Here is a 25698-nt window from a genome sequence, read left to right on the forward strand (position 1 = left end):
TAATCAGGTAGTTGCTATGAAATCTTACCTTTCCTATCTAATAGTGCTTATTGCCAGTACCACTAATGCTATTGCGATGGCGGCACAAGAACAAAAATCAACACACCATCTATCCGCATCATCACTAAAAGTGGCGACCATTGATTGGACACAAACCGAAACCTTATTAGCACTTGGGGTTAATCCAATTGCCGCGGCACAAGTGATTGACTATAACTCATGGGTAAAAGCACCAGTAATCCCATCAGACACCTTCGACCTTGGCTTAAGAACACAGCCAAATCTAGAGCGTTTATCTGAATTAAAGCCAGATCGTATTTTTATATCACCCATGTTCCAGTCTCTCGAATCTCAACTATCGCGTATTGCGCCAGTCACAAACATTGCTCTCTATAAAAAAAGCAACATTTCATGGCAAGCGCTCAAAGACTTCACGCGCACAATGGCATCACAAACAAAAACAGACAAAGCAGCTGAGAAATTAATCACCCAATCAGAAACAAAGCTTGCCCAATTAGCACAAAAAATTCCGCCGAATACACCAAAGCTCATCATGATTCAATTTATGGATGCGCGGCATGTTCGGGTATTCGGTGACAACAGTATGTATAAAGTCGCTGCCAATGAAATTGGTCTAGACAGTGCCTGGCTTGGTAAAACCAACGCCTGGGGATTTTCTTTAGTTGGTATAGACAAGCTGAACAACATTAAAGGGCAACTTGTTATTATCGACCCTCTTCCAGCAGGTGTAGAGCAACACCTGCAGAATGACCAATTCTGGCAATACTTAGTGAAGCAAACAGGCAACCCCGTTTTAAAGATCTCACCCGTATGGAGTTTTGGCGCCATACCATCAACAGTTAGATTTGCTACCTTACTGACAAATAAGCTTACTAAGGAGGCAAAATAATGCGTCTATTTCCGATAGGACTTATTACTCTATTGGCCGCCTTAGTTTTGCTTTTAATGGGCTGGCAATTGTCGATCACGGGAAACCTTACTCAAAACATATTCAGTCTGTTTGAGACGAATTGGCAATCAAATACATCGGTCACACTCTCCCTAACTTGGTGGCCGCGCTTATTTACAACGCTTTTATGTGGTGCAGCGCTTGCTGTTGCTGGCGTATTAATGCAGCAAGTTCTTCGCAACCCAATCGCCTCCCCCTCGACACTAGGTGTTGCCAGCGGTGCTAGCTTCAGCCTAATGCTAGCAACAATTTATGCCCCTTGGCTTATTGAACTGTCTCATAGCTTAGTGGCTTTAGCCGGTGGCTTAATTACCATGGGGTTAGTGTTTGCTCTATCTTGGCGCAGAGCCCTATCGCCAACCATCGTCGTAATATCTGGATTGGTGATCAATTTATACTTCAGTGCTTTCAGCACCGTTTTGCTAATGCTGAACCAAGAAAAATTATCAGGCTTGATGATTTGGGGGGCTGGCTCTTTAGTACAGACAGGCTGGGACAATGTCAGCTATTTATTCCCCAGAATTATAGCCGCCGTTATTGTTGCCTTTATTTTTCTTAAACCATTGAGCCTATTAGGATTAACTGAATCAGGCGCAAAAAGCTTAGGCGTATCCTTGGCTAAACTACGTTTTGTTTGCCTTGGCTTAGCGGTGTTGCTTACTTCTTGGGTCGTTGCAAGTGTTGGTGTCATTGGCTTTATTGGTCTCGCCGCTCCCGCTATAACACGGTTAGTAGGCATTCATCGACTCGTTCCTAAACTGATCACTTCCATGATTATTGGCGCACTATTACTCACCCTAGCGGATTTACTAGTACAGCAACTACCCGGAATAATGGCAATGGTTATCCAAACAGGGGCGGCCACAGCAGCACTTGGCGCCCCGTTGATGTTATGGCTCCTTCCAAAACTCTCAATACGCAGCCAAACTCAAGTAGAAACGGTATTAACCAGGCACGTTAACCAAGTTAAAAGACTACACAAATCCGCCATCTTATGGGCTTGTTGCGTTCTTATTATTGGCTTATTTATTTTTTCCAGCGTCTCAATACAAAGTGATGGTTGGCAATGGCTAGTGCTCAATGGCGACTGGTCGATGTTGGAGTGGCGACTGCCACGACTAATAACAGCATTACTAGCCGGAACTATGCTTGCCGTTGCAGGGACCATTATTCAGCGACTCAGCGGAAACCCGATGGCAAGCCCAGAAGTGATAGGCATCAGCTCAGGTACAGCAATCGGCCTGATAGTGACGCTTTATGCAGGCTTAGCCACCAGCACAACAGGGCTTTATATTGGCGGCTTATTAGGCGCATTGGCCACCATGCTTCTGATTATACTTTTAAACAGAAAGTCTGGTTTTCAACCGGAACGAGTGCTCTTAACTGGTGTTGCTATTACCGCACTGATGAATGCCATACAAAGCTTAATTTTAGCGGGTGGAGACCCTCGCAGTTATGAATTCCTTGCTTGGCTTTCCGGTTCTACCTATTACGTAACAGTAGACACTTTATTGCCTCTGCTGATTATTACAGTGCTACTTACCTGCGTTGCTTTTGTATTTTCCAAATGGTTAGACATCTTACCGTTAGGTCAAGCAACGGCTAGCGCTTTGGGTATACGAACAGCTTCATCTCGATTAATTCTATTGTTTTTGGCCGCTTGCTTAACCGTCGCTGCAACACTAGTCGTTGGACCACTGAGTTTTGTTGGTTTAATGGCGCCTCATTTGGCGCGTCTATTTGGCTTCAGCCGTGCTAAAGAGCACCTTATCGCTGCCGCTTTAGTCGGGGGCTTTCTCATGCTTTTATCAGATTGGCTTGGCCGCCAATGGTTATATCCACAAGAAATTCCGGCTGGAATGGTCGCCTCTATAATAGGCGGACTGTATTTAATGTGGGGGCTACGACGACTCTAAGCCATCTTACTTATTTAAAATGAGTGACAATACACAAAGCAAATGAGAATAATAATGCAAATCGAAAACACTAATTTTACAGAGTTGTTATGAACCTCTTTCGTCAACTCGCCAATAACCAATTTAAGGCACTCTTTCTTGTCGTGTTATTTAGTGTAGCCAGCGCTTTACTTACTCTAGGCGTCATCGCATTTATCCAATACAAATTATTAGATGCGGCTAACCTAACATCGACTGTCATGTGGCAGTTTTTATTACTCTTAGTGGTATTGCTAACCATAGCAACGTGGGCTCAAGTGTCACTACATAAGCTTGGTCATCAGTTTGTCTATTTGAAACGCTGCCAACTCATCAAGCAATTGATCAATACTGATATTGAGCAAATCGACAATATTGGTAGCGCTCGCCTGCTCGCATCATTGAGCACTGACATTCGCAATGTCACTGTGGGGTTTGTCCATCTGCCCCAGCTTATTTACGGCGTTGTACTTACCATAGCAGCAATGGCTTACCTAGCTTTTTTATCACTTCCGCTATTTGCAATCAGCTTACTGATACTTTCTCTTACCGCCTTAATTGGCTTTAGCCTCGTCGGGAAAATTACATTTCATATCAAACAAGTACGTGACTATGACGATAAACTGTACAAAGATTATCAAGCCATTATTGATGGCCGCAAAGAGCTGGCACTCAACCCACATAAAGCAAAGCGCTACTTCGAAGAAGAGTTTTCCCCGAATGCACAACACTATCGAAATCAGATAACGCAAGCTGATACCTATAATGGCTTTGGCGCTAATATGGCAAACACCTTAATTTTAGCGCTCGTTGGCTTAAATTATTATGCGGCTCTGAGCTTTAACTGGGCCAGTTTCGAAGTCGCCTCTTCTTTTGCCCTCGTTATTCTGTTCATGCGCGCCCCTTTAATGACGGCAATAGCTTCCTTACCAACCTTGGTGACAGCGAATGTTTCAATCAAAAAACTAGAATCCTTGGCTCTGGACAATAACGCTGGGTTTACTCCACAACAAAGAACATTAGCCCCATTCAAAACACTCAGTCTGAAACAGGTCACTTATCAATATCAAACAGATTCAACAGACAAACCATTTCAAGTTGGTCCCATCAATTTTTCTGTCCAGCAAGGACAAACAATCTTCATTATTGGCGGAAATGGCAGCGGGAAATCAACCTTCGCTCGGTTATTGACTGGCCTCTATCGCCCTCATTCTGGCGAAATACTTATTAACAATGCTCCGGTCCTAGCCGAGCAATGGCCAATATATCGTCTGCAATTTTCCGCTGTTTTTAGTGATTATTATCTTTTTCGCCAGATCGCCAATGGCCATGGTGAGAATATCGACGACGCAGAAATTGATGAATGGTTAGGTCATCTAGAAATGTCCCATAAAGTCTCACATAAAAAAGGACATTTATCAGACACTCGCTACTCTCAAGGACAACGTAAACGACTCGCATTGCTCATGGCGGTCATGGAGCAGCGCGGCTGTATTCTTCTTGATGAATGGGCGGCCGATCAAGATCCAAGATTTAGAAAAATATTCTACCGATCACTCCTACCACGATTAAAAGAACGTGGTGTCACTGTCATCGCAATTACCCATGATGACAAGTATTTCGATTCTGCTGATCGAATTTTCAAAATGGACTTAGGCTCCCTAACCGAGCTCAGCGTTTCTGAACCACAGCAAAACAACACCATTTTTTCACAGATCATTTCTTAGAAATGTAACCCTCAACATATAAAAAAAGGAAAAGACATGAAACCGCGCTTTACCCTGACCCCACTGTCATTTGCTATTGCTTTGGCGCTATCAATCAACACGGCTCATGCAGAAGAAATGGGAACACTTGTTATAGAAGGTGATACAGAACAAAGTTCTACTACCAATAACTTCAACTATGTAAGCAACGTTGCCCAAACGGCGACAAAAACAGACGAAAAAATCACCAAGATTCCTCGCGCCGTTTCCGTTGTAACTCGCGAACAAATGGATGATCGCGCACCGATCAGTATCTCTGATGCCTTGCAATATACGCCAAGCATTCAGACCAACTTCTATGGTGAAGACAACAAACAAGACTGGTTTGTGATTCGTGGATTTAAACAAGCAAATAACGGTTTATACCAAGACGGCACACGCCTTTATTCATCTGGCTTTTATAGCTGGCAAATTGACCCTTTTATGTTGGAACGTATCGAAGTCTTACGTGGACCAGCTTCCACACTGAATGGTCAAACGCCACCTGGCGGCGTGGTTAATGTCATCAGTAAACGCGCTCAACTTGAAGAGGACTTTGGTTCCGTAACAGGCACGGTAGGCTCCTACGATCGCAAAGAAATCAATCTTGATGTGAACAAAGCCATCAACGATAAACTAGCGTTTCGCATGGTGGCAGTTACCCGTGAGAATGGCACCAAGGTCGACAGTGTAGAAGCGAACCGCACACTACTTGCCCCCTCTTTAGCCTGGAAAATCAGCGATGATACTAAGCTAACCGTGCTTGCAAGTTATCAAAAAGACGACTCGGATCCCTACCTGCAATTTTTACCGATGGAAGGCACCTTAACATCTAACCCAAATGGTAAAATTGGTTATGATACCGCCTTAGGAAATGCTGACTGGGAAACCTTTCAACGCGAGCAAACTTCTGTAGGCTATGAGCTAGAGCACGCGTTCAATGACAGCTTAAGCTTCCAGCAGTCTGCGCGTTTTAGCCATATGGATATTAACCTGCGTCAAATGTACTTTGGCCAATATTCAGCTGATGTTAATCAAGTTGGGCCTTTGCTTGATCCAACAGGAGCAAGAAGTAACATTGTTAGAGCCGCTTCTACCGCAGATGGCGATTCTGATGCCTTCAATATTGATAACCGTTTTATCTATAAATTTAATACTGGCGCTGCAAAACACACCTTGCTAGCAGGTATTGATTATCAGAGTATCGATATTAATAATAAAGACTATGCATCAGACCCGATTACTGCAGATGGCAACACCCCCCTAGCCGTACCAGGTATCGGTACCGTTGCTGGGAACCCTAATTTTAATATCTATAACCCAAGCTATAGCAACAACATTGTTTTGCTAAACCCTACTACATTAGCAACCATGACAGATGCCGATCTGCAAACCACAAAGACCAAAAATCGCCAGTTAGGTTTCTACCTTCAAGACAAAGCCAACATCACAGACAAGTTCACTGTCATTGCGGGCGCTCGTTATGATGACACCAGCAACGAAACGAACAATACGTCTACCAATACAAAAACGGACATAGACCTCCACCAGTGGACAGGAAACCTAGGCGCATCTTATCAGCTGGATAACGGTCTGGTGCCTTATGCCAATTACGCGCAATCTTTTAACCCGGTTCTTGCTTTGGATGCAGACAACAATCCAGCAAAACCAGAAAAATCAGACAGCTACGAAGTGGGTATAAAATTCAAACCACAAAGCTTTGATGGGCAATTTGGCATAGCAGCTTATCAAGTAACCAAAGAAAATCTAAAGAGCGGTGACAGCGGTACAGCCAGCTTCCGACAGATAGGGGAAGTGCGTAACCGAGGCATTGAATTTGAAGCGGTTGCTAATCTAAACAGAGCTGTCACGTTAGTCGGCACATTGAGCTATGTAGACTCGGAAGTTACCGAAGACACCAATAGCGCAAATGTCGGCAAAACACCGGCTCAAATCGCCAGTAAGCTGGCTTCTGTCTGGAGTAACTACCGCTTTATCGACGGCATACTAGATGGCTTAAAAGTGGGGGCTGGCGTGCGCTATATCGGTGAAACCTATGCAGACAATACAGAAACCAACAAAGTACCGTCTTATGCCCTTGTCGATGCCATGGCAAGCTACCGAGTAGATAATTATAAGTTCCAATTAGTCGCAAAAAACCTACTCGATAAGGAATACATCGCTACCTGTAGTGGGTTCTGCTACTACGGTGATAGCCGCAACATCATGGCCAGCGTGACTTACGACTGGTAATCGTGCCAATACTCTTTTAGCTTAAAAGAGTATTCCAAATCTAAGAGCCTAGTATTAAACGATACTAGGCTCTTTTTTATCGATTCACTTAAGGTGTAAATGAGAGGATTCAGGCACTCCAGAAGTCCAATCATCGAGTCTAATAGTCGATATAAATAGGCTTTCAGACCAAGCGACAGTAATCACGCCCCAGTCAAAAGAAAAGCTTTTTAGACCATATTGCCGGCCCTGCCAATGCAATGAATAAGACAAATCGCTTAATAAGCTTGGCAGACAATTAATACTATTCAAGTCGTCTATCAAACCGCTTCCACAAGCTTTGAGCAGTGCTTCCTTCGCCGTCCACAACGTAAAAAAGCTTTTGCTTCGATCAAGACAACGGTCAAGTTGCTGTATCTCATCTGGGTGACAGACCATTTCAATCATTGACTCAAGATCCGCCATTTCCCGAAAGCACTCAATGTCCACGCCGATAACACTTTTATCAGTGGATTCAACAAGAGCAACCGCAACAGAATTACCACTGTGACTAAGGTTAAAGGCAATACATTCTTCAACAAAAGGCTTACCAAATGGAGTTTGATCAAAATACCATTCAGATGCGTTTTTGAATGGAAAGTAATGACTCAAAGTCCGTCGTTTAAAAGCATGTGCAAAAGCATATTGCTCACGTAAGTGTTCAAAGCGAAACATTGAGGCACGTTTCTTTTCGCTGTCATCAAGCATGCTATCTACAGGGAAAGCGTTTTCACTAAATGCGATCGTCAATGTCATGCTATTCCCAAGGCTGTAAGCCACTTTCTTGATTCCATTCAAAAGTATAATCTACAAAGGACTTTCGCTTAGCTCGAGAAGTACGCTTTGGCGTTCCCAAGGATATAATCCCAAGCACTTGGTCTTTTTCATCCATACCCATTACCTGACGAAGCGCGTCATCCGTTTCTTGAGTATGCCAAATCCCGCCAAAGCCCATTGCGTGAGCAGCCAACAATATATGCTCACACGCCGCTGCCCCCGCCAACTGCTGATCTAATACCGAAACACTCGTATCTTGATTTATAGCGGTATAAACACAAATCATCATTGGCGTATTAATGATCTCTTCAATAAAACGCTGAAAGTAGACTTCATTTTCCACTTCACCATCGTAAATAGTACGAAGCAGTCCCTCTAAATCTTTCATGCCTTGTCCCTGAATCACCACAAATCGCCACGGCTTTAAATTGCCATGATCAGGAACCGTCATAGCAGTCTGTAAAATCTGTGCTAATTCCTCTCTATTTGGCGCAGGCTGTAAAAGACTGCCTCGCGCATAAGAGCGACGTGTCATTAATGCATCAATAGCATCCATCTTTCATTTTCCTTTTATAAAGCGTTTCAACACCATGCAAACCTATCACGATAAAATACATAAATAATAACACGCTAAGATGAGATTGATTCCTAAAAACGAAAGTTAAAAACAAAACAGAGTAAAAGCTTGTTATGGGACATTTTTGTCCTCAATATAAGCTCAAACCTAGCAATCAGTGCCAATCAAAGTTGGCACTGATTTTTCATTAGGTTGCTTGATAATAAAAACAATAGGACAAATACAGATGGGAATTCCCACTTTTTTACGGCTTCGCAATATAGGCATTGGCGGCAGGCTTTTTTTGGCTTTCGTCTTAATTTCTTCCATCACCATTGTTGCCAGCGGCTTGGCGACAAATACGTATTTACAACTCAGTGATCGCCTTCTTTTATTGAAATATCAGGACATTCCGGGGCTAGATGCTGCGGCTCGATTAAACGATAAAAGCCGCCAAATCGTCGCGACTGCACCGATGCTCGTGACCAGCGATGCCTCTATCTCTAGAGAAAAAACCATGAACGAATTGAGAGTTGCCATTAATGAAATGGATGCTCTCATGCGCAATCTACCAGACTACAACCGATATTTTCTTGAACTGATGGCCCAAATTCAAAACAGTCTAACGCTCTTAAATCAAAGTGTTGAACGTCGCGAAGTTATAAGACGCGAGCTGGCAACACAGTCATTGCTGATTTTCCCTTTATTTCAAGATCTTATTTTTCAAGTGGGTCAATTGGAAGGCTCTGCAGAATTAGAGCAAGTCATTAATCGCCTTTACTATTTCTCCGCATTAATAGAAAAAGTCAGCAATGATGCCTCTTTTAATGAACTAGATTACACCTTTTTACGACTTGAAAAATTAGGTTCAGAGATTGCCCAATACCTCACCCTGCTGCCACAGGTGCCTCTACCATTGCGCCAATCGTTACTCGACTTATTAATCATGAGCTCTCGACAAGGCGAACTTTTCCAACTTAAAAATGAAGAGTTAGACTTGCTTTATCAACAAAGTTTTCTATTGGAAAATAGCCAACAACATATCCAACAGCTAGCAGCCCAAATCAATCAATATACAAATTACACCAACACCAGTATTCGAGGCTCTCTTGAAGGTGCTATCAAATCCATCAACAACAGCATTCGCGATATTCTATTACTGTCTCTCATCAGCCTAAGCATTGCTTGTGCTATCTCTTGGTTTTATGTTCGACGCAATGTGTTGCAGCGCATCATCGAACTACAAAGAAATATGCGTGCCATTGCAAGCTCTCAACTGGATACGAAAATACGCATTGTGGGACACGATGAAGTCTCCAGCATGGCTAGAGACTTACAATACTTCCAGAAAACGGCCATAGAAGTAGAAAAAACCAACCAAGTTCTTGCCGCAGAAATAGAAGAAAGAGTCGCGGCAGAAGCGCAGCTAAAAGCGGCTCAGAACGAGCTGGTACAAGCAGGAAAACTCGCGGCATTAGGTCAGCTTGGCGTTGGTATCACCCATGAAATCAACCAGCCATTAACCGCCATCGCCAGCCACTTACACACAGCTGGGCGACACATGGAAAAAGATCAAGTGGACAAAGCGCGAAATAGCTTAGACAAAATTGGCTTATTGCTTACCAAAATCACTCGGATAACCAAACACCTTAAAGCCTTTGCTCGCGTTGCAGGCACTGAATTGACTCCCATCTGTTTAGACACAGTAATCCAAGACGCCATCGAGCTCATGTCGAGCCAGATCGTCGACCAACATTGCACACTAGATTATCAAACAAACTCAGCGTCACTCTATGTTCTTGCCGAGCCAATCAGGCTAGAACAAGTCATGGTGAATCTAATAAGCAATGGCGTTGACGCCCTATCAAGTGCTCCAGTGAAACAGCTCTCTATCAGAGTATATGAACAAGACGAAAGGATAATGATTGACGTTTGTGACACTGGAATTGGCATAGATGAGAGTCAGTTAGAACAAATTTTCGATCCATTTTTCACTCAAAAAGAAGTTGGCCAAGGGCTCGGTTTAGGCTTATCGATTAGCTACAACATAGTTCAAGATTTTGGCGGCCAAATAAGAGTGACATCCACACCAGAAGCCGGCAGCCGATTTACCTTGGAATTAACAAAGGCAGAAAAATAAATGCTTAATACAATAAAAATAATCATTATCGACGATGATCAAACCATCATCGAAGCATTAACCGAAATGCTCGAGCTTGAAGGCTTCCTGATAGAAAGCTATTTCAGAGCAGACAAAGCCATTAATCTACTTGATAAAAATAGCGCCGCGGTCGTGCTTAGCGATGTCAGAATGCCCCAAATGGACGGCATGAGTTTACTGACTCGCCTTCAACAACTAGACAATGAATTGCCGGTCTTGCTCATGAGCGGTCATGGCGACATCCCAATGGCTATAGAAGCGATGAAAGAAGGCGCTTACGACTTTCTTGAAAAACCATTACAACCAGCCCAACTGATAAGCAAGCTGCAACGTGCTGCAGAAAAAAGACATTTAGTGCTAGAGAACCGGAAACTAAAACAAAATCTCGCTCAACAAACAGGCTTAGCAGCCTTTATTATTGGCGAGTCTGCGGCAATCAAGAATATTCGCCAACATATATCCTCTCTGGCGCAGGCAAACATTGACACTATTATCTATGGTGAAACAGGCTGCGGCAAAGACGTGGTCGCCAGAGCTCTTCACCAGTTCAGTCTTCGTAACAATGGACGATTCATTGCGATTAACTGTGGCGGCATCAGCGAAAGCCTGATTGAAAGCGAGCTTTTTGGGCATGAAGCAGGCTCGTTCACAGGAGCTAATAAGCGTCATATCGGCAAAATTGAAGCAGCCAATGGCGGCACACTGTTTCTGGACGAGATAGAAACCATGCCACTACCGGTTCAAATAAAACTACTGCGTGTATTACAAGAGCGCACCATTGAGCGAGTCGGCAGCACCATGCCAATTCCGGTCGAACTCACGGTTATTGCAGCCAGCAAAGACAATCTCGCTCAACTGGGTGATGAAGGCAAATTTCGTAAAGATCTATTTTACCGTCTCAATGTTGCCAGCCTGACCATTCCACCGCTTAGAGATAGACCAGAAGACATTTTACCGTTATTTCATCACTATGCCCGAAAAGCGGCAGATCATTTTTCCAGAGACCTACCAAGCATCACACCAGCCTATCTGGATTATTTAATTCAGCACCAGTGGCCAGGCAATGTCCGTGAATTAAAAAACTCAGCGGATAGGTTTGTACTCGGGATAAGCGAAACCTCTCTCGCATCGATTAAACGGGATGATGACATAAACGGCAGCTATGAAGAACGTATGGACCAATTCGAGCGCCACATAATAGAAGAAGGGCTCAGAGCCACAAACGGCCTATTAAATGAAGCGGCCGAACTATTAGATATGTCTCGTAAAACGCTCTACCGTAAAATGAAGAAACACCAACTAGAAAAACAGCAGTTTAAAATACTAGAAGACGAAGGACAGGAATGACCCATTTGACATTTTCCAATGAGACTAAAGCGTCCCAAAGATCCTATCCTCACCTAAAGGAAATTCATAAGCCACTGTTTTAAAAGGATTTAAAACTATTGGCATTAGCCTTGCTCTATCTGGATCAATCCTTCATGTGTGAAGGATTGATCCATCTCCGACAACGGAACCTCCCGACCGGTGATAACAATAAAAAAATACATCACGAGGAAAAAATAATGCCTATTAAATTATTAACAGGTTTAGTGCTCTCTAGTTCTTTACTATTCGGTGCCAGCTCCGCCCTAGCCGATGATTGCAGCTACCGTGGCGTTCTGGACGATAAGTTCTGCGACGAAAACTACGACCTTGTTGCCGATCTACCAAAAGATTCAAGCCAGTGGAGAGATCCAAGCACCTTAGTATTCACCTACACTCCTGTGGAAGACCCTGCGGTTTATAAAGACGCTTTCAGTGATTTCCAAAAATATCTCAGTGAAGTGACTGGCAAAAAAGTGGTGTATTACACGGTTCATTCCAATGCTGCCGAAGTAGAAGCGTTACGATCTGGCAGATTACACATAGCAGGCTTTTCTACAGGCCCAACCGGCTACGCTGTAAACCTAGGCGGCTTAGTGCCAATCGCTGTCAAAGGCACAGAGGAATCTTTCCAAGGCTACAACCTGATCACCATTGTTCGCAAAGACAGCAACATGACGAAAATGACAGACCTAAAAGGCAAAGTGGTTGCTCATACGTCTGCATCTTCAAACTCTGGCAACTTAGCGCCTCGCGCCATCTTCCCAGCATTAGGACTAACACCAGATAAAGATTATGAAGTGAAATATTCAGGCAAGCATGATCAATCTATTATGGGTGTATTATCAGGAGACTATGATGCTGCGCCTGTCGCCTCAGATGTTTTCAAACGTATGGTTGATGCAAAACGCGTGAGCAAAGATGACTTCCGTATTATTTATACCAGTCCTCGCTTCCCAACCTCATCCTTCGGTTACGCTTATGACCTCAATCCTGAACTGGTTGAGAAAATCAAAAAAGCCTTCTTCACCTTCCGCTTTCCGCCAGAGATGCAAAAAACCTTCGGTGGTGCAGATCGCTTCTTTCCTGTGACATACAAAGAAGATTGGCAAGTTATCCGCGACATTGCTCATTCGTCTGGTACCGCTTACACCAAAGCAGGACTTAAGCAACTTGCTGAAGCTGATGCTGCTAAAGCCGCAGCAGCTAAACGTAAAAAAGAAGCTGCAACTAAAAGCCAATAAACGATTAATTCTACTCGTTTAACTTAATTTAAAAGACTTATTTATAAGGACTCCAATAGCCTGATAATTCAGGCTATTGGACCTATTCGCCTGTAGGAAATCATCATGTCTGTTACTCAAAACACAGCTGAGCGTTCAAACTTTTTAGAAATTCGAAACTTAAAAAAAGAATACACCGCTGGAAATCCCATTTTAAAAGGGATAGATATTAGCATCACAGAACCTGGCATCATTGCCATCATAGGACCTTCTGGAACAGGCAAAAGCACACTACTTCGCTGCATCAACCGCTTAATCGATCCAACAGATGGACAAATTTTATTTGATGAAGCCGATTTGTGTTTAGCCAAAGGAGCCCAACTACGTAAACTGCGCCGTCAAGTCGGCATGGTATTCCAAGAATACAATCTTGTTGAACGATTAACCGTCATTGAAAATGTTCTAACAGGTCGACTCGGTTACATGTCTGCATGGCATGCTTGGCGAAGAAAGTTCAGCCAAGAAGACATTAATACGGCCTTTGAATTATTAGACGCTGTTGGCTTAACAGAACATGCTAGCAAACGCGCAGATAGCTTGTCTGGCGGCCAACGACAGCGCGTTGGCATCGCTAGAGCGGTTATGCAAAACCCTAAAATCCTCTTAGCTGATGAGCCAACCTCTTCTCTCGATCCAAAAACCGCCGTAGAAATCATGGAGCTGCTAGAGCGCTTCTCAGCAGAAAAAAACATTCCTGCTCTGGTCAATATTCATGATGTAAAACTGGCCAGCCGTTTTGCCAAGCGCATGATAGGTATGAGCAACGGTGTTGTGGTTTACGACGGACCTCCAGAAGGTATTACTGATGAACACCTAAAACAAATTTATGGGGGTGAATCATGGCTGGTATAAACACTCCCCAAAATAGAGAAAACCCGTTTAAACAAAATTGGTTTGTCACCGCAACTTGGCTACTGGTCATTTGTTATGTGCTGTACTCTTTTAACGCTATGGGCCTAAGCTGGGAACGCTTTAACGATGGCTTAGGACACGCAAGCAACTTATTAGGGCGCATGGTGCCACCTAACTTTAGTCGCTGGTCATTGCTAATGAGCGGACTGATAGAGAGCCTTGAAATTGCTATCATTTCCAGTATTTGCGGTATTTTCATTTCATTATTTTTAGGGCTGTTTGCAGCTCGCAATATGATGCCAAGCTGGGTCAGTACACCAGTAAGAACGCTAATTGCACTTTGTCGTACCTTTCATCCAGTGATCATTGCGATCTTGTTTGTTAAAAGTGTGGGATTTGGCGCTTTGGCAGGGATTCTTACCCTTGTGGTGGCCTCAATCGGCTTTATTGCCAAGCTCTTTGCAGAAGCGATTGAAGAAATATCACTTAAACAAGTGGAAGCCATTCGAGCTACTGGCGCAGGTTTTACTAGTATTATTTTATTTTCTGTCATGCCACAGGTGTTTTCTCGCTTTATCGGTTTTTCCACCTATCAACTCGACTCTAACTTACGTAACTCAACCATGGTGGGAATTGTCGGTGCTGGCGGTTTAGGCGGCACACTTTTTTCTGCCTTCCAGCGTTTCGACTATGACTTTGTCGCGGCCATCCTTATCGTCATTATCGCTCTTATCATGTTTGGTGAATTCCTATCCAACATTGTTCGACGCATTTTCCGCTAGTTTGACCTAGGAGCTAATTTTATGAACACAATAGATCATCACTGGCAACGTTTCACGCTTAAGCAAAAACTGTCACGCTATGCCGTTTATTTAGTACTCGTTATAGCCTTTGTACAGTCTATTCAGTCTGTAGAGGTCATTCCTGAATTTCTATTAGATGCACCTGAACAAATGGCGGACATGTTTACCCGCATGTGGCCAATAGACTTTGCTTACTACCCGGTCGCTGTTCATGACGCCATGATAGAGACACTCAATATCGCGACGCTAGGCACTCTCATCACATTGATTTTTGCTATTCCATTAGCCTTGATGAATGCCAGCAACATTGTTAATTCAGCTTGGTGTCACTGGATATCTCGGTTTTTTCTAGTGTCTTCTCGATCAGTTAATTCATTAGTTTGGGCACTGCTTTTTGTCTCTATCTTCGGTCCAGGCGTTATTGCTGGCGTTTTAGCCATTGCCTTTCGCTCTATCGGCTTTGTCGGCAAGTTACTTGGCGAAGCCATCGAAGAAGTAAATATGGGGTCTATCGAAGCATTAAAAGCCACGGGCGCTTCTTGGATGTCTATTTTACTTAAGGGTTACTGGCCTCAAGTGTTACCGGCTTTCTTTAGTATCGTACTATTTCGCTGGGATATTAATGTCCGAGAGTCTGCTGTCTTAGGTTTGGTAGGAGCTGGCGGTATCGGCGTGGTGCTGGATGATTCAATGAACTTATTTCAATGGGATAGAGTTGCTATGTCTCTTTTGGCTATTTTTGTCATCGTCATATTGGCTGAAATTGTTGTGGTAAATATTCGTAAACGCTTACTTTAACACTCTTCTGTAAGAAGTTTTTTGCACAAAAAAGGAGCCTAAGTCGGCTCCTTTTCATTTTAACTAAGCAACGAATTATTTTGTACTTTCATCACTCGATAATGCTTCAGGACGCTTGGAGAAAATACGACGTACAATTACAAAGAATAAAGGTACAAAGAAGATCGCCAATACGGTAGCAGTTAACGTACCACCAACAATACCTGAACCAATTGAGATACGGCTGTTAGCACCAGCTCCTGAAGAAAGAGCCAGCGGCAAGGTTCCCACCATAAACGCCATTGACGTCATAATGATAGGACGTAGACGCAAACGAGCAGCTTGAGCCGCAGCATCCCATACATTGACCCCACGACGATAAGCCGCTTCCGCAAACTCAACAATCAAGATCGCGTTTTTAGAAGACAAACCTATGGTGGTTAATAGAGCGACCTGAAAATACACATCATTTTCTAGGCCACGCAAATGCGCAGCAGCCGCTGAGCCTATTACCCCAAGAGGAATAACTAAAATCACAGAGAAAGGCACAGTCCAGCTCTCATATAGAGCAGCAAGGCATAAAAACACAACAAGAATGGAGATAGCATAAAGCAGTTGTGTCTGACCACTAGATAAACGTTCCTGGTAAGACAATCCACTCCATGAACCAGTTACGCCCGGTAGAGCGTTGGTCACACGTTGTAATTCATCCATTGCCGCGCCAGAACTTACGCCAGGCGCACCAGAACCTTGAATTTCATAAGACGCTAAGCCATTAAAGCGCGATAAGCTTTTCGGTCCATACGTCCACTCACTCTTAGCAAAGGCAGAAAATGGCGTCATGGTATTGTCATTACCGCGAACATACCAGTGTTGCAAATCTTCTGGTGAAGAACGATATTCAGCATCGCCCTGCATGTAAACCGTCTTCACTCGGCCACGGTCGATAAAATCATTAACGTAACGACCAGCCCAAGCGCTACTCAAAGTCGAACTAATATCAGACATTGACAAACCAAGCGCTGACGCTTTTTCTTGGTCTATATCAATATGCAATTGCGGCCCTTCAGACTGAGATCCCAAACGCACACCTGTCAAAAGCGGGCTTGCATTCGCATCATTCAACAAAGCATTTCGCATTTCTAATAAATCTTCACGTGTGGTATTACCCGTTGCCTGAAGCTGGAATGTAAAGCCGCTACTTTGACCCAAACCTTGGATAGAAGGTGGTATCAAAGAAAAAATTTGCGCGTCACGTATTCCAGCAAAAGCACCGTATGAACGCCCAACAATAGCGCTAGCGCTATTTGCTGGTCCAACTCGCTCACTCCAATCTTTTAAGGCGATGAATGCTAAGCCTGCATTTTGACCAGTTCCCATGAAGTTAAAACCTGAGATGGTAAAAATAGCATTAACATTCTTTTTTTCTGTCTCTAGGAAATAGGTTTCAATCTCTCTCATAACCTTATCGGTACGGGACATAGATGCCCCTTCTGGTAAAGACACCATCACCATCACTCGACCTTGATCTTCTGTTGGTAAAAAGCCTGACGGCAAATTCGTCATCAATCCAGCCAAGCCAGCAACAATTAACCCGTATACCAGCATCCAACGAACAGGCTTTTTAATAATGCGACTAACACCATTGAAATATTTGCCAGTAACACGATCAAAATTACGGTTAAACCAACCACCAAGGCCTTTTTTGCTAGTTTCGTGATTGGCTTTCAACAAGGTGGCACACAAGGCTGGCGTTAAGGTTAAAGCCACCACAACAGACAGCACCATCGATGCAACAATAGTGATAGAGAACTGGCGATAAATAACACCAGTTGAGCCACTAAAGAATGCCATCGGCAAAAATACCGCAGACAAAACAACGGCAATACCAATTAAGGCACTGGTAATCTCTTTCATGGATTTGATCGTCGCCTCTTTAGGAGACAGTTTCTCTTCCTCCATGACACGCTCTACGTTCTCTACCACTACAATGGCATCATCCACCAGTAAGCCGATAGACAACACAACACCAAACATAGTTAACGTATTTATAGAGAAACCAAACAACTCTAAAACACCAAATGTACCTAAAAGGACAACAGGCACCGCAATCGCCGGTATCAGTGTTGCACGCCAGTTCTGCAAGAAAATGAACATGACAATGATAACGAGAGCAATTGCCTCAAAAAGTGTTTTAACCACTTCCTCAATGGATATTTTAATGAAGTCCGTGTTATCAACAGGGAAAGAAAACTTGTACCCCTCAGGCAAGCTATTGGATAAATCGCTTAATGTCTTCTTAACCGCTTCAGAAGTCGATAAGGCATTCGCGCCCGGTGCTAGCATAACCGCTAAACCAGAAGAAGGATGCCCATTCAAACGAGGGATATATCCATAGGACTCACTGCCCAGCTCAACTCTTGCTACATCACTTAAACGAACCGTTGCACCACTGTCATCGTAAGTCAGAATAATGTCTTTGAACTGCTCAACGGTCTGAAGTTTCGATTGTGCGGTTACTGTAACGTTTAGCTCTTGCCCTTTAATGATTGGGTAAGCACCGAGGCTACCGGCTGCAACTTGCGTATTCTGCGCATTGATAGCCGCAGAAATATCAGAAGGCATTAGGCTATATGACGCAAGTTTTAGCGGATCTAACCAGACACGCATTGCATATTCAGCACCAAACACCTGAATACTACCAACACCATCAACACGAGATACTGGATCTTGAATACTTGATACTAAAAAATCTGAGATATCATTTGCAGAATCTTTATCCGTTTCATCGTAAACAGCAGCAACCATCAAAAAGTCTGAGTTAGCTTTTTTAACAGAAACACCGTTCTGCTGAACGGACGTGGGCAGATTAGACGTAATTTGTTGAATCTTATTCTGTACTTGCACCTGAGCAATATCGGCATCCGTACCTTGCTCGAAGGTCACACTGATGCTACTTCGGCCACTAGAACTACTGGATGACGAGAAATACAACAGGCCATCAAGACCCGTAAGTTGTTGCTCTAATACCTGAGTAACACTGTTCTCAACCGTTTCGGCTGACGCACCTGAATAAGTAGCAGAAATACTAATAGTCGGCGGTGCAACATTGGGGTATTGAGATATAGGTAAGGTCGTTATCGCACCAAGGCCTGCCAGCATGATCGCGATGGAAATAACCCACGCGAATACCGGACGATTTATAAAAAATTGAGCTAACATAGATTAATTCCCTTGAGCCGCAGAACCATTAGCGTCGACAATAGCACCAGTTTTACTGTCTCGTTTCATCGCAACAGTCGTGACTTCATTACCTGGTTTTGCCTTCATAGAGCCTTCGACAATCACTTTTTCGCCAGCTTTAATACCAGACAGAACCAACCATTGATTTTCTAACGCACGCTCAACGCTTAAAACACGACGTTCAACCACATTTTTATCGTTAACAACCAAAACAATTGGGTTCCCTTTCACATCTCGTGATACCGCTTGTTGAGGCACGAGAAGAGCCGCATTATGAGTTAATTCATGAATCAAGCCACGGACAAACATTCCCGGTAATAATAGGTTATCTGGGTTTGGAAACTCAGCGCGCAAAGTTACACTACCAGTAGACTCATCCACGCTAACTTCTCTCGCTTTCAGACTGCCTTGGTATTGGTATTTACTGCCGTCTTCAAGAATCAAAGATACTTTATTAGAACCTTTCTCAACATCATCTTGAGCTAGAAAACTACGCTGTTTCAACTGGTCTAAACTGGTTTGGGATAAATCGACAAAAATAGGATCCAAAGAGCGGACTGTTGTCATTACCGTTGCTTGACTACCCGTTACCAAGGCACCAACAGTCACACGCGAAATACCAATTCGCCCATCAATAGGTGATCTGATCTTGGTGTAGCCTAAATTGATTTTAGCGTTTTCCAAAGCCGCTTCAGAACCTTTTTGCTTTGCCCTAGCTTCTAAGTAAGCCACTTGAGCATCATCCAGATCTTGTTGAGAAACATTGTTTTGCTTACGCAGCAAAGTGTAACGCTCTTTTTTCAACTGAGCAGACTCTAGGCTTGCATTCGCAGACTCAAGATCGGCTTGAGCCTGATTGTAAGAAGAGACATATGTGGAGTCATCTAATTCATAAAGCAAGTCACCTGTTTTAACGTTTTGACCTTCTTCAAAGAAGCGCTTCTTTACAATCCCACCGACTTGAGGGCGAATTTCCGCCACCAAACTTGATGTAGTTCGTCCTGGCAGTTCAGCGATTAAATCTGTTTTTTGAGGCTCAATTGTTACAACGCCCACTTGGACTTTAGGTGGTGCAGATGGTGCAGCCGCAGACTTAGGAGCCTCCTCCTGACAGCCAGCCAGCAACAAAACAAGTAAGACACTTGAAGCAAATTTAAATTTAGACAACATTGAGGAGACTTCCTTTCGAAATATTGAGAATGATCATTCACAAGCACTATAATATAAGCAATACACCTAATATATGACAAATCGTGCAAATAAATGAGAACTATTAAATTACCATGCAATAACGATCTACGAAAACAATGCATTATTGATGCCATGGAGCAACACGTCCTGACCAAAGGCTTTCATAAGGCAAGCATGAGTGAGATTGCAAAAACAGCAGGATTAAGTGTCGGCCAAATTTATCGTTACTATGCCCACAAAGATGACATTATTTGTGCTTTAGTAGAGCAGCTTACACAAAAAAGGTTACAGTTTATGGCGTCTTTTTTAGATAAAAAAGATTGGCTAGAAAGACACTTTTCTGAAGACAACCCAGAAACTCACAACATGAGAATCATACATACAGAGATCCAAGCAGAAGCCACGCGCAACCCAGTGATTGCTAAAATCTACAGCGAATCTCATCTTCGACTACAAAATCGTGCCGTCGCTATTCTACGATCACGCCATCCAACGATGACAGAAAATGAAGCCATCGCTCGGATTGAAATGCTGGTAACGTTAACGGAAGGATTACTCGTCCGCTGGGATTTTCAAACCAGACCATTTACCACAGAAACAGTCGAAATCTACCGACAAACGCTCGACAACATCTTGCCCGATAGCGTTTAACTAGACAGATTATACTGGTTTAAAAATGGCTCTAATTTGAGGCCAACGACTCACCAGCATTGCGATAAAAATCAAAAAACAACCTAGAATTTGGCCTGACGCCATAGATTCACTAAACCAGAAAACGGCAAAAATCGCTGTCCAAACCGGCTCCAAGTTCATAATAACAGCCGCATGACTTACCGGGGTTAGACTCATCCCATAAGTTTGCAACAAGAAACGCAAACTACTTGCCACCAAAGTACTGAGCAAAAACCATCCTGCCACGGCCATACTAACACTGTGTGGAAGCGTTTCTGTTAACAGAGAAAGTAACAGTAAAAAACACCCAGCCACACTCAATTGAATGGCTGTTAACACAAGTGCATGCATACGCATGGAAAAGCGAGATAATAAATTTAATTGAAATGCCGAGCCTAAAGCAGCCCCCAAAAAATACAGGTGGGAAAACTCAAAATCCAATCCATTGTTTAAGGCCAAAAAACCCAAACCAACCACAGCAATAGGCAACGCAATCCAAATACTTAAAGGAGGCCTTGCACCAAACATAAAACGCGCAATAACAGGTACCAGCACAACACCAAGACTAGTAATGAAAGCACCCACTCCTAGGTTTGAGCCTTGATCTAGACCAGTAACCCAAAACATCATGGTGACGCCCATCACCAAGCCGACCAAACTCGCTTGCTTAATGTCTTGCCAATCTAAACCACGAAAATACTTTTGCCCAGCAAGAAACAACACAAAACCAGCAACAATAAAGCGCACCCCCATGAAAAAAAGAGGCGGCAAACCAGCCAACGCTTCTTTTGAAAAAATCCAGCCAAAGCCCGCCAGAATAGTCACCAGCACCAATATCAATTCGGCTTTTAAATGAGTACCGTGTTTCAAGAGCTTTCCTTACAGTAAAACGTACAAAAAAATAACAGTTCAATAATTAAACAAACCAATGAGCATGACGCAAAAAAGCCCACACAACCCGTCATATTCACTGGCTGTGTGGGCTTTCCTATCAAATATTTGTACTAGCTAAGACCTTATTTAGCGCCTTTTGGCCAAGCAATAAAAATAGAAATCAAAGCAGCGACAGCCAATATCCAGCTGTATTGAACATAACCAATAAGCTCTAATGGCGACACCTTCGCCAAAGACGACGCTAGTAAAATTTGCGCACCGTAAGGCAAAATCCCCTGCACGACACAGGAGAAAATATCCAACAAACTCGCACTGCGCTTCGGATCGACATTGTAACGTTCGGCAATATTTTTTGCGACAGAACCATTAATTAGAATAGAGACAGTGTTATTGGCTGTACACAAATTGGTTAATGCTACTGCTGCACTGATACTCAACTCACCAGCTCGAGTTGATCCTGCTTTTGCGCCTAAGGCTTTACTTATACGCTCTATTGCACCCACCAACCAATTCAAACCACCTTGGGATTTCATAAGTGCTGCAAGACCACCAATCAACAAGGATAGAATCAAAATTTCCTGCATCCCAGTATAACCCGCATAAATATCAGCAGACAAAGATGCTACAGAATAACCAGGCTGCATGGTCAAACCAATCACACCCGCTAAAATAATACCGCTGAACAGCACTAACATTACATTAACACCAGCAACCGCCAAACCTAAGACAACGACATAAGGCAAAACGCGAATCAAGTCATAGTCTTTAATATCCGTAATCTGCGCATTGCTGCTCTGGAAAAACAACCAAACTAAAGTCACCAAGGCGGCAGGTAAGGCAATTTTAAAATTCATGCGAAATTTATCACGCATGTCACAACCCTGAGTTCGCGTTGCCGCGATAGTGGTATCAGAAATAATCGACAAATTATCGCCAAACATCGCGCCACCAATGACCGTACCTACCGTTAACAGCAAAGGCAAATCGGCGGCTTCAGCAACACCAATAGCGATTGGAGCGATGGCTGCAATCGTTCCCATGGACGTTCCCATAGACGTTGCAACGAACGCGGTGATAACAAACAAACCGGGTAATAATAGCGAAGGCGGAACCACGCTTAAGCCAAAGTTAACGGTGGCATCAACACCACCAACGCTTTTTGCAACGCTAGCGAAGGCCCCAGCCAATAAATAAATCAGCACCATGGTCACAATAGTGTTGTCGCCCACACCTTCAATAAAGGTTTCGATGCGCTGATTAAAGTGCCCTTTGCCTAATAAAATTGCCAATGCAATAGCTGGCAAAATAGCAACAGGCGCTGATATCTGATAGAAGGCAAAATCCACACCTTCAGACTGATACCAAAGGCCGCTGCCGACAAAAAGAACGAGGAAAAGTAACAATGGCAACAATGCCAGAGGAGATTTAGAAGTCATATCGTCTGAGGATTCCAGATTGAGTTAACCCTGCAACTTTTGGTCATAGGGAAGAAAGGCGGGAATGATAGTAAAAAGTAGTCCACGAGACCAATAATAATTAGCAATGTCGTTGTCACAAAACGTTATAACAAAAACAACATGTAATAATGTTTTTTATTCAATATCGCTATATAAGATATTAAGACAACAAAAAGTCCAGTATTAAAACCGCCCGCTATCTGGCCATTCCAATACTGGACTTTGTTGTACGCTATTAAAGACAGCCTATTTATAAGAAAAATTCGGCCTGAACATTATTTTTTTAACTTATAGGCAACCACATAATCGCCAATTGTGGTGCCAATGGAACCATGGCCACCTGCAACCTGAACAACCATTTGCTCACCCTTACTATTTAAATAAGTCATTGGTGTTGCTTGGCCACCCGCTGGTAAACGACCTTTCCATAATTCTTTACCAGTAGACAAGTCATAAGCTCGCAAGTAGTTATCAACAGATGCCGCCATGAAAACCACACCGCCTTCTGTAATCACTGGACCACCAATACCGGGCATGCCCATTTCTACTGGCAACTTCAGTGGCGTCATGTCCTCAATGGTACCGTTTTTATGCTGCCAAACCGTTTTACCTGTTTTAAGGTCAACCCCAGCCACATAACCCCAAGGTGGTTGCTGGCAAGGTACGCCTAATGGTGACAAGAAAGGTTTTAACTCAACCGCATAGTCTGCACCTTCATTAGAGTTAATGCCTTGCTCACCTTTGTTTGCTCCACTCAAATCCGCTCCCTCTCTTGGTTGCAACGTTGAGGTGAAAGCTAAGTAAAGTGGCATACCAAACATTTGCTGGCGCTTAGGATCTACAGCGATACTACCCCAGTTAAACACCCCAAAGTTACCAGGGTAAACAATGGTTCCCTGCTCAGATGGTGGCGTGTATCGACCTTCATAACGCAACTGCTTAAATTGAATCCGACACATTAATTGATCCAGAGGAGTCGCGCCCCACATATCAGTTTCCGTTAACTTAGCAGGCTTAAAAGATAAAGCCGAAGTCGGTTGAGTTTTCGCTGCGTAATCGCCAGGAATGGTACCCTGCGGTGCAGGTTCCTCAGTAATAGGAAAAATAGGTTCACCTGTTTTCCTATTCAACACGTAAACATCACCTTGTTTGGTGGGCACAACTAAAGCAGGCTGTTTGCCCGTTGGCGTGTCTAAATCCAACAACGCGGGTTGAGCTGGTGTGTCCATATCCCATAAATCATGATGAACAAACTGCTGAACCCAAGCGACCTGACCTGTTTCGAGACTCAAAGCCACCACCGAAGTCGCATATTTCTCTTCTGCAGGTGAACGGTACATACCTAATTGGTCAGGTGTGCGGTTCCCCATTGGAAAATACGCTAAACCAAGCTCTTCATCCGCACTGGCAACAGACCAACTATTCGGCGAACTTGTCGCATAAGTTTCGTCTGGCCCAATAGGCGTCGTATCATCTGGATGTCCAGAGTCCCAGTTCCACTTCAACTCACCCGTTTTCGCATCATAAGCTCGAATAACACCAGACGGGGAATTGATATCATAGTTATCATTTACCGAACCCGCGACAATGACCACGCCACCAGCCACTAATGGTGGTGATGTTGAATAGTAATAACCAGACTGCTTGAATGGCATATTATGCATTAAATCTAATTCGCCATTATCCGCAAAATTAGCACAGCGGGCACCGGTCGTTGGATCGACGGCAACTAAACGCGCATCGGATGTTGGCAAGAACAACTGAGCATCACACTGCATGCTGGTTAAGCTTTCAGCTGGTACTGATGACTTTTGAACAGGCGGGAGTTTGGCTGAATTAGAGGGCGGTAAATAAGATACTCCGCGACAAGTCTGATGCTGTCGCTGACTTTCAGCTGGCACTTTTGCATCATATACCCACTGTTCTTCGCCCGTATCCGCATCCAATGCCACAATCCAGTTATGTGGCGTACAGACATAAAGAGCGTTAGCAAGTTTCAACGGTGTAGCTTCGTAAGTCGTTTCACCAACGTCTTGTGGGCCTTTTTTATCACCTGTTTGATATTGCCAAGCGACTTGAAGCTGGTCTGCATTATCCGGTGTAATTTGAGCCAATGGCGAAAAGCGCTGACCTAAGTTACTACGCCCATACGCATTCCACTCCCCCTGATTAACATCGCCAGTATCCGCATCAGACATAGTGACTGAACGCGTCATCGTGCCTTCAACGGTAGTTGGTGATGTCATGAATAAAGGAGAAATAGTAACCAAGGCGGCTGCAAGCCAAACGGGAAACAATAAGCGCCCGCCACTTTGACGTTTAAAGTACGCCAATAAGATAAGAGGGACCGCCAACACCAAGAAAAGCCCCATTCGTGAAGCTAAAGGCCACCAGCTTAAGCCGGATTCCATAATCGACCAGATTAAGGTGCCAATTAACAACAAAGCATAAATAAGGTTTGCGACTTTATTGCGTTTTTTTAATAACAAAGCAACGGCGATAAAAGCAACGCCAGCAACAACATAATAAAGACTGCCATCTAACGAAACTAGCCAGCCGCCACCTACTAACAAAGCCAAACCAATGGCTAAAAAGAGTACCGAGAGAACAATCATATGACACAATCCCTTCGAGTTTAATTCGTTCATTGAATCCAGTAAATCAGCAGCAAGGCGACCGCAAAACAGCCGCTCAGCCACTTATTCACCATAGATGATTACAACTCAAAGTAAAAGCGTAGAGCATAA

18 protein-coding genes are annotated in these 25698 nt (G+C 43.6%); 11 read left to right on the forward strand and 7 right to left on the reverse strand.

Annotated features, from left to right (window positions below; all coding sequences use genetic code 11):
• Positions 1-16 precede the first annotated feature (16 nt).
• The 4 genes from KDW99_RS16605 to KDW99_RS16620 all read left to right on the forward strand — a co-directional run bounded on the left by KDW99_RS16605 (position 17) and on the right by KDW99_RS16620 (position 6902).
• Positions 17-910 carry an ABC transporter substrate-binding protein gene (locus tag KDW99_RS16605; RefSeq protein WP_255826288.1) on the forward strand — a complete coding sequence of 298 codons (894 nt, stop codon included), beginning with the start codon at positions 17-19 and terminating at the stop codon, positions 908-910.
• Positions 910-2886, forward strand: a complete 1977-nt coding sequence (gene fhuB, locus KDW99_RS16610) for a Fe(3+)-hydroxamate ABC transporter permease FhuB (RefSeq protein WP_255826289.1) — start codon at positions 910-912, stop codon at positions 2884-2886. The genes KDW99_RS16605 and fhuB overlap by 1 nt, the downstream gene beginning before the upstream one ends.
• Positions 2887-2975: 89 nt before the next feature.
• On the forward strand, positions 2976-4631 hold the full coding sequence (locus KDW99_RS16615) for a multidrug ABC transporter permease/ATP-binding protein (protein ID WP_255826290.1): 1656 nt from the start codon (positions 2976-2978) through the stop codon (positions 4629-4631).
• 36 nt (positions 4632-4667) lie between these two features.
• Positions 4668-6902: a TonB-dependent siderophore receptor gene (locus tag KDW99_RS16620; RefSeq protein WP_255826291.1), complete on the forward strand. Its 2235-nt coding sequence runs from the start codon at positions 4668-4670 to the stop codon at positions 6900-6902.
• Positions 6903-6986: 84 nt separating this feature from the next.
• On the opposite strand, the gene KDW99_RS16625 is transcribed toward KDW99_RS16620, so the two are convergent.
• A complete protein-coding gene (locus KDW99_RS16625) occupies positions 6987-7676 on the reverse strand; it encodes a 4'-phosphopantetheinyl transferase family protein (RefSeq protein WP_255826292.1) in 690 nt (229 codons plus the stop codon).
• A 1-nt stretch (position 7677) separates the two neighbouring features.
• Complete coding sequence (locus KDW99_RS16630) at positions 7678-8253, reverse strand: nitroreductase family protein (protein ID WP_255826293.1); 576 nt, start codon at positions 8251-8253, stop codon at positions 7678-7680.
• Positions 8254-8500: 247 nt separating this feature from the next.
• On the opposite strand from KDW99_RS16630, the gene KDW99_RS16635 reads away from it, so the two are divergent.
• The 6 genes from KDW99_RS16635 to phnE (KDW99_RS16660) all read left to right on the forward strand — a co-directional run bounded on the left by KDW99_RS16635 (position 8501) and on the right by phnE (KDW99_RS16660) (position 15515).
• Positions 8501-10393, forward strand: a complete 1893-nt coding sequence (locus tag KDW99_RS16635) for an ATP-binding protein (protein ID WP_255826294.1) — start codon at positions 8501-8503, stop codon at positions 10391-10393.
• The gene (locus KDW99_RS16640) at positions 10394-11761 is read left to right on the forward strand and encodes a sigma-54-dependent transcriptional regulator (RefSeq protein ID WP_205113598.1); all 1368 of its coding nucleotides are present in this window, start codon (positions 10394-10396) and stop codon (positions 11759-11761) included.
• A 218-nt stretch (positions 11762-11979) separates the two neighbouring features.
• A complete protein-coding gene (gene phnD / locus KDW99_RS16645; RefSeq protein ID WP_255826295.1) occupies positions 11980-13023 on the forward strand; it encodes a phosphate/phosphite/phosphonate ABC transporter substrate-binding protein in 1044 nt (347 codons plus the stop codon).
• Positions 13024-13128: 105 nt separating this feature from the next.
• Positions 13129-13914 (forward strand): phosphonate ABC transporter ATP-binding protein, encoded by a 786-nt coding sequence (gene phnC / locus KDW99_RS16650; RefSeq protein ID WP_205113596.1) that lies wholly within the window; start codon positions 13129-13131, stop codon positions 13912-13914.
• Positions 13902-14696, forward strand: a complete 795-nt coding sequence (gene phnE, locus KDW99_RS16655; protein WP_255826296.1) for a phosphonate ABC transporter, permease protein PhnE — start codon at positions 13902-13904, stop codon at positions 14694-14696. The genes phnC and phnE (KDW99_RS16655) overlap by 13 nt, the downstream gene beginning before the upstream one ends.
• 21 nt (positions 14697-14717) lie before the next feature.
• Positions 14718-15515 carry a phosphonate ABC transporter, permease protein PhnE gene (gene phnE / locus KDW99_RS16660; RefSeq protein WP_255826297.1) on the forward strand — a complete coding sequence of 266 codons (798 nt, stop codon included), beginning with the start codon at positions 14718-14720 and terminating at the stop codon, positions 15513-15515.
• 75 nt (positions 15516-15590) lie between these two features.
• On the opposite strand, the gene KDW99_RS16665 is transcribed toward phnE (KDW99_RS16660), so the two are convergent.
• Positions 15591-18716, reverse strand: a complete 3126-nt coding sequence (locus KDW99_RS16665) for an efflux RND transporter permease subunit (protein ID WP_255826298.1) — start codon at positions 18714-18716, stop codon at positions 15591-15593.
• 3 nt (positions 18717-18719) lie between these two features.
• Complete coding sequence (locus KDW99_RS16670; RefSeq protein ID WP_255826299.1) at positions 18720-19907, reverse strand: efflux RND transporter periplasmic adaptor subunit; 1188 nt, start codon at positions 19905-19907, stop codon at positions 18720-18722.
• Between the two features lie 93 nt (positions 19908-20000).
• Here KDW99_RS16670 and KDW99_RS16675 point away from each other — a divergent pair, with 93 nt between their 5' ends.
• The gene (locus KDW99_RS16675; protein WP_255826300.1) at positions 20001-20579 is read left to right on the forward strand and encodes a TetR/AcrR family transcriptional regulator; all 579 of its coding nucleotides are present in this window, start codon (positions 20001-20003) and stop codon (positions 20577-20579) included.
• A gap of 9 nt (positions 20580-20588) precedes the next feature.
• Here KDW99_RS16675 and KDW99_RS16680 read toward each other — a convergent pair whose 3' ends face one another.
• From KDW99_RS16680 to KDW99_RS16690, 3 genes are all read right to left on the reverse strand, one after another.
• Positions 20589-21470, reverse strand: coding sequence for a DMT family transporter (locus KDW99_RS16680; protein ID WP_255826301.1), 882 nt, complete (start codon positions 21468-21470; stop codon positions 20589-20591).
• Positions 21471-21616: 146 nt separating this feature from the next.
• A complete protein-coding gene (locus KDW99_RS16685) occupies positions 21617-22930 on the reverse strand; it encodes a Na+/H+ antiporter NhaC family protein (RefSeq protein WP_255826302.1) in 1314 nt (437 codons plus the stop codon).
• Between the two features lie 296 nt (positions 22931-23226).
• Positions 23227-25566: a glucose/quinate/shikimate family membrane-bound PQQ-dependent dehydrogenase gene (locus KDW99_RS16690; RefSeq protein ID WP_255829307.1), complete on the reverse strand. Its 2340-nt coding sequence runs from the start codon at positions 25564-25566 to the stop codon at positions 23227-23229.
• Between the last annotated feature and the right edge of the window lie 132 nt (positions 25567-25698).

Origin of the sequence: Marinomonas rhizomae, from assembly GCF_024397855.1 — a bacterium.
GTDB lineage: Bacteria > Pseudomonadota > Gammaproteobacteria > Pseudomonadales > Marinomonadaceae > Marinomonas > Marinomonas rhizomae_A.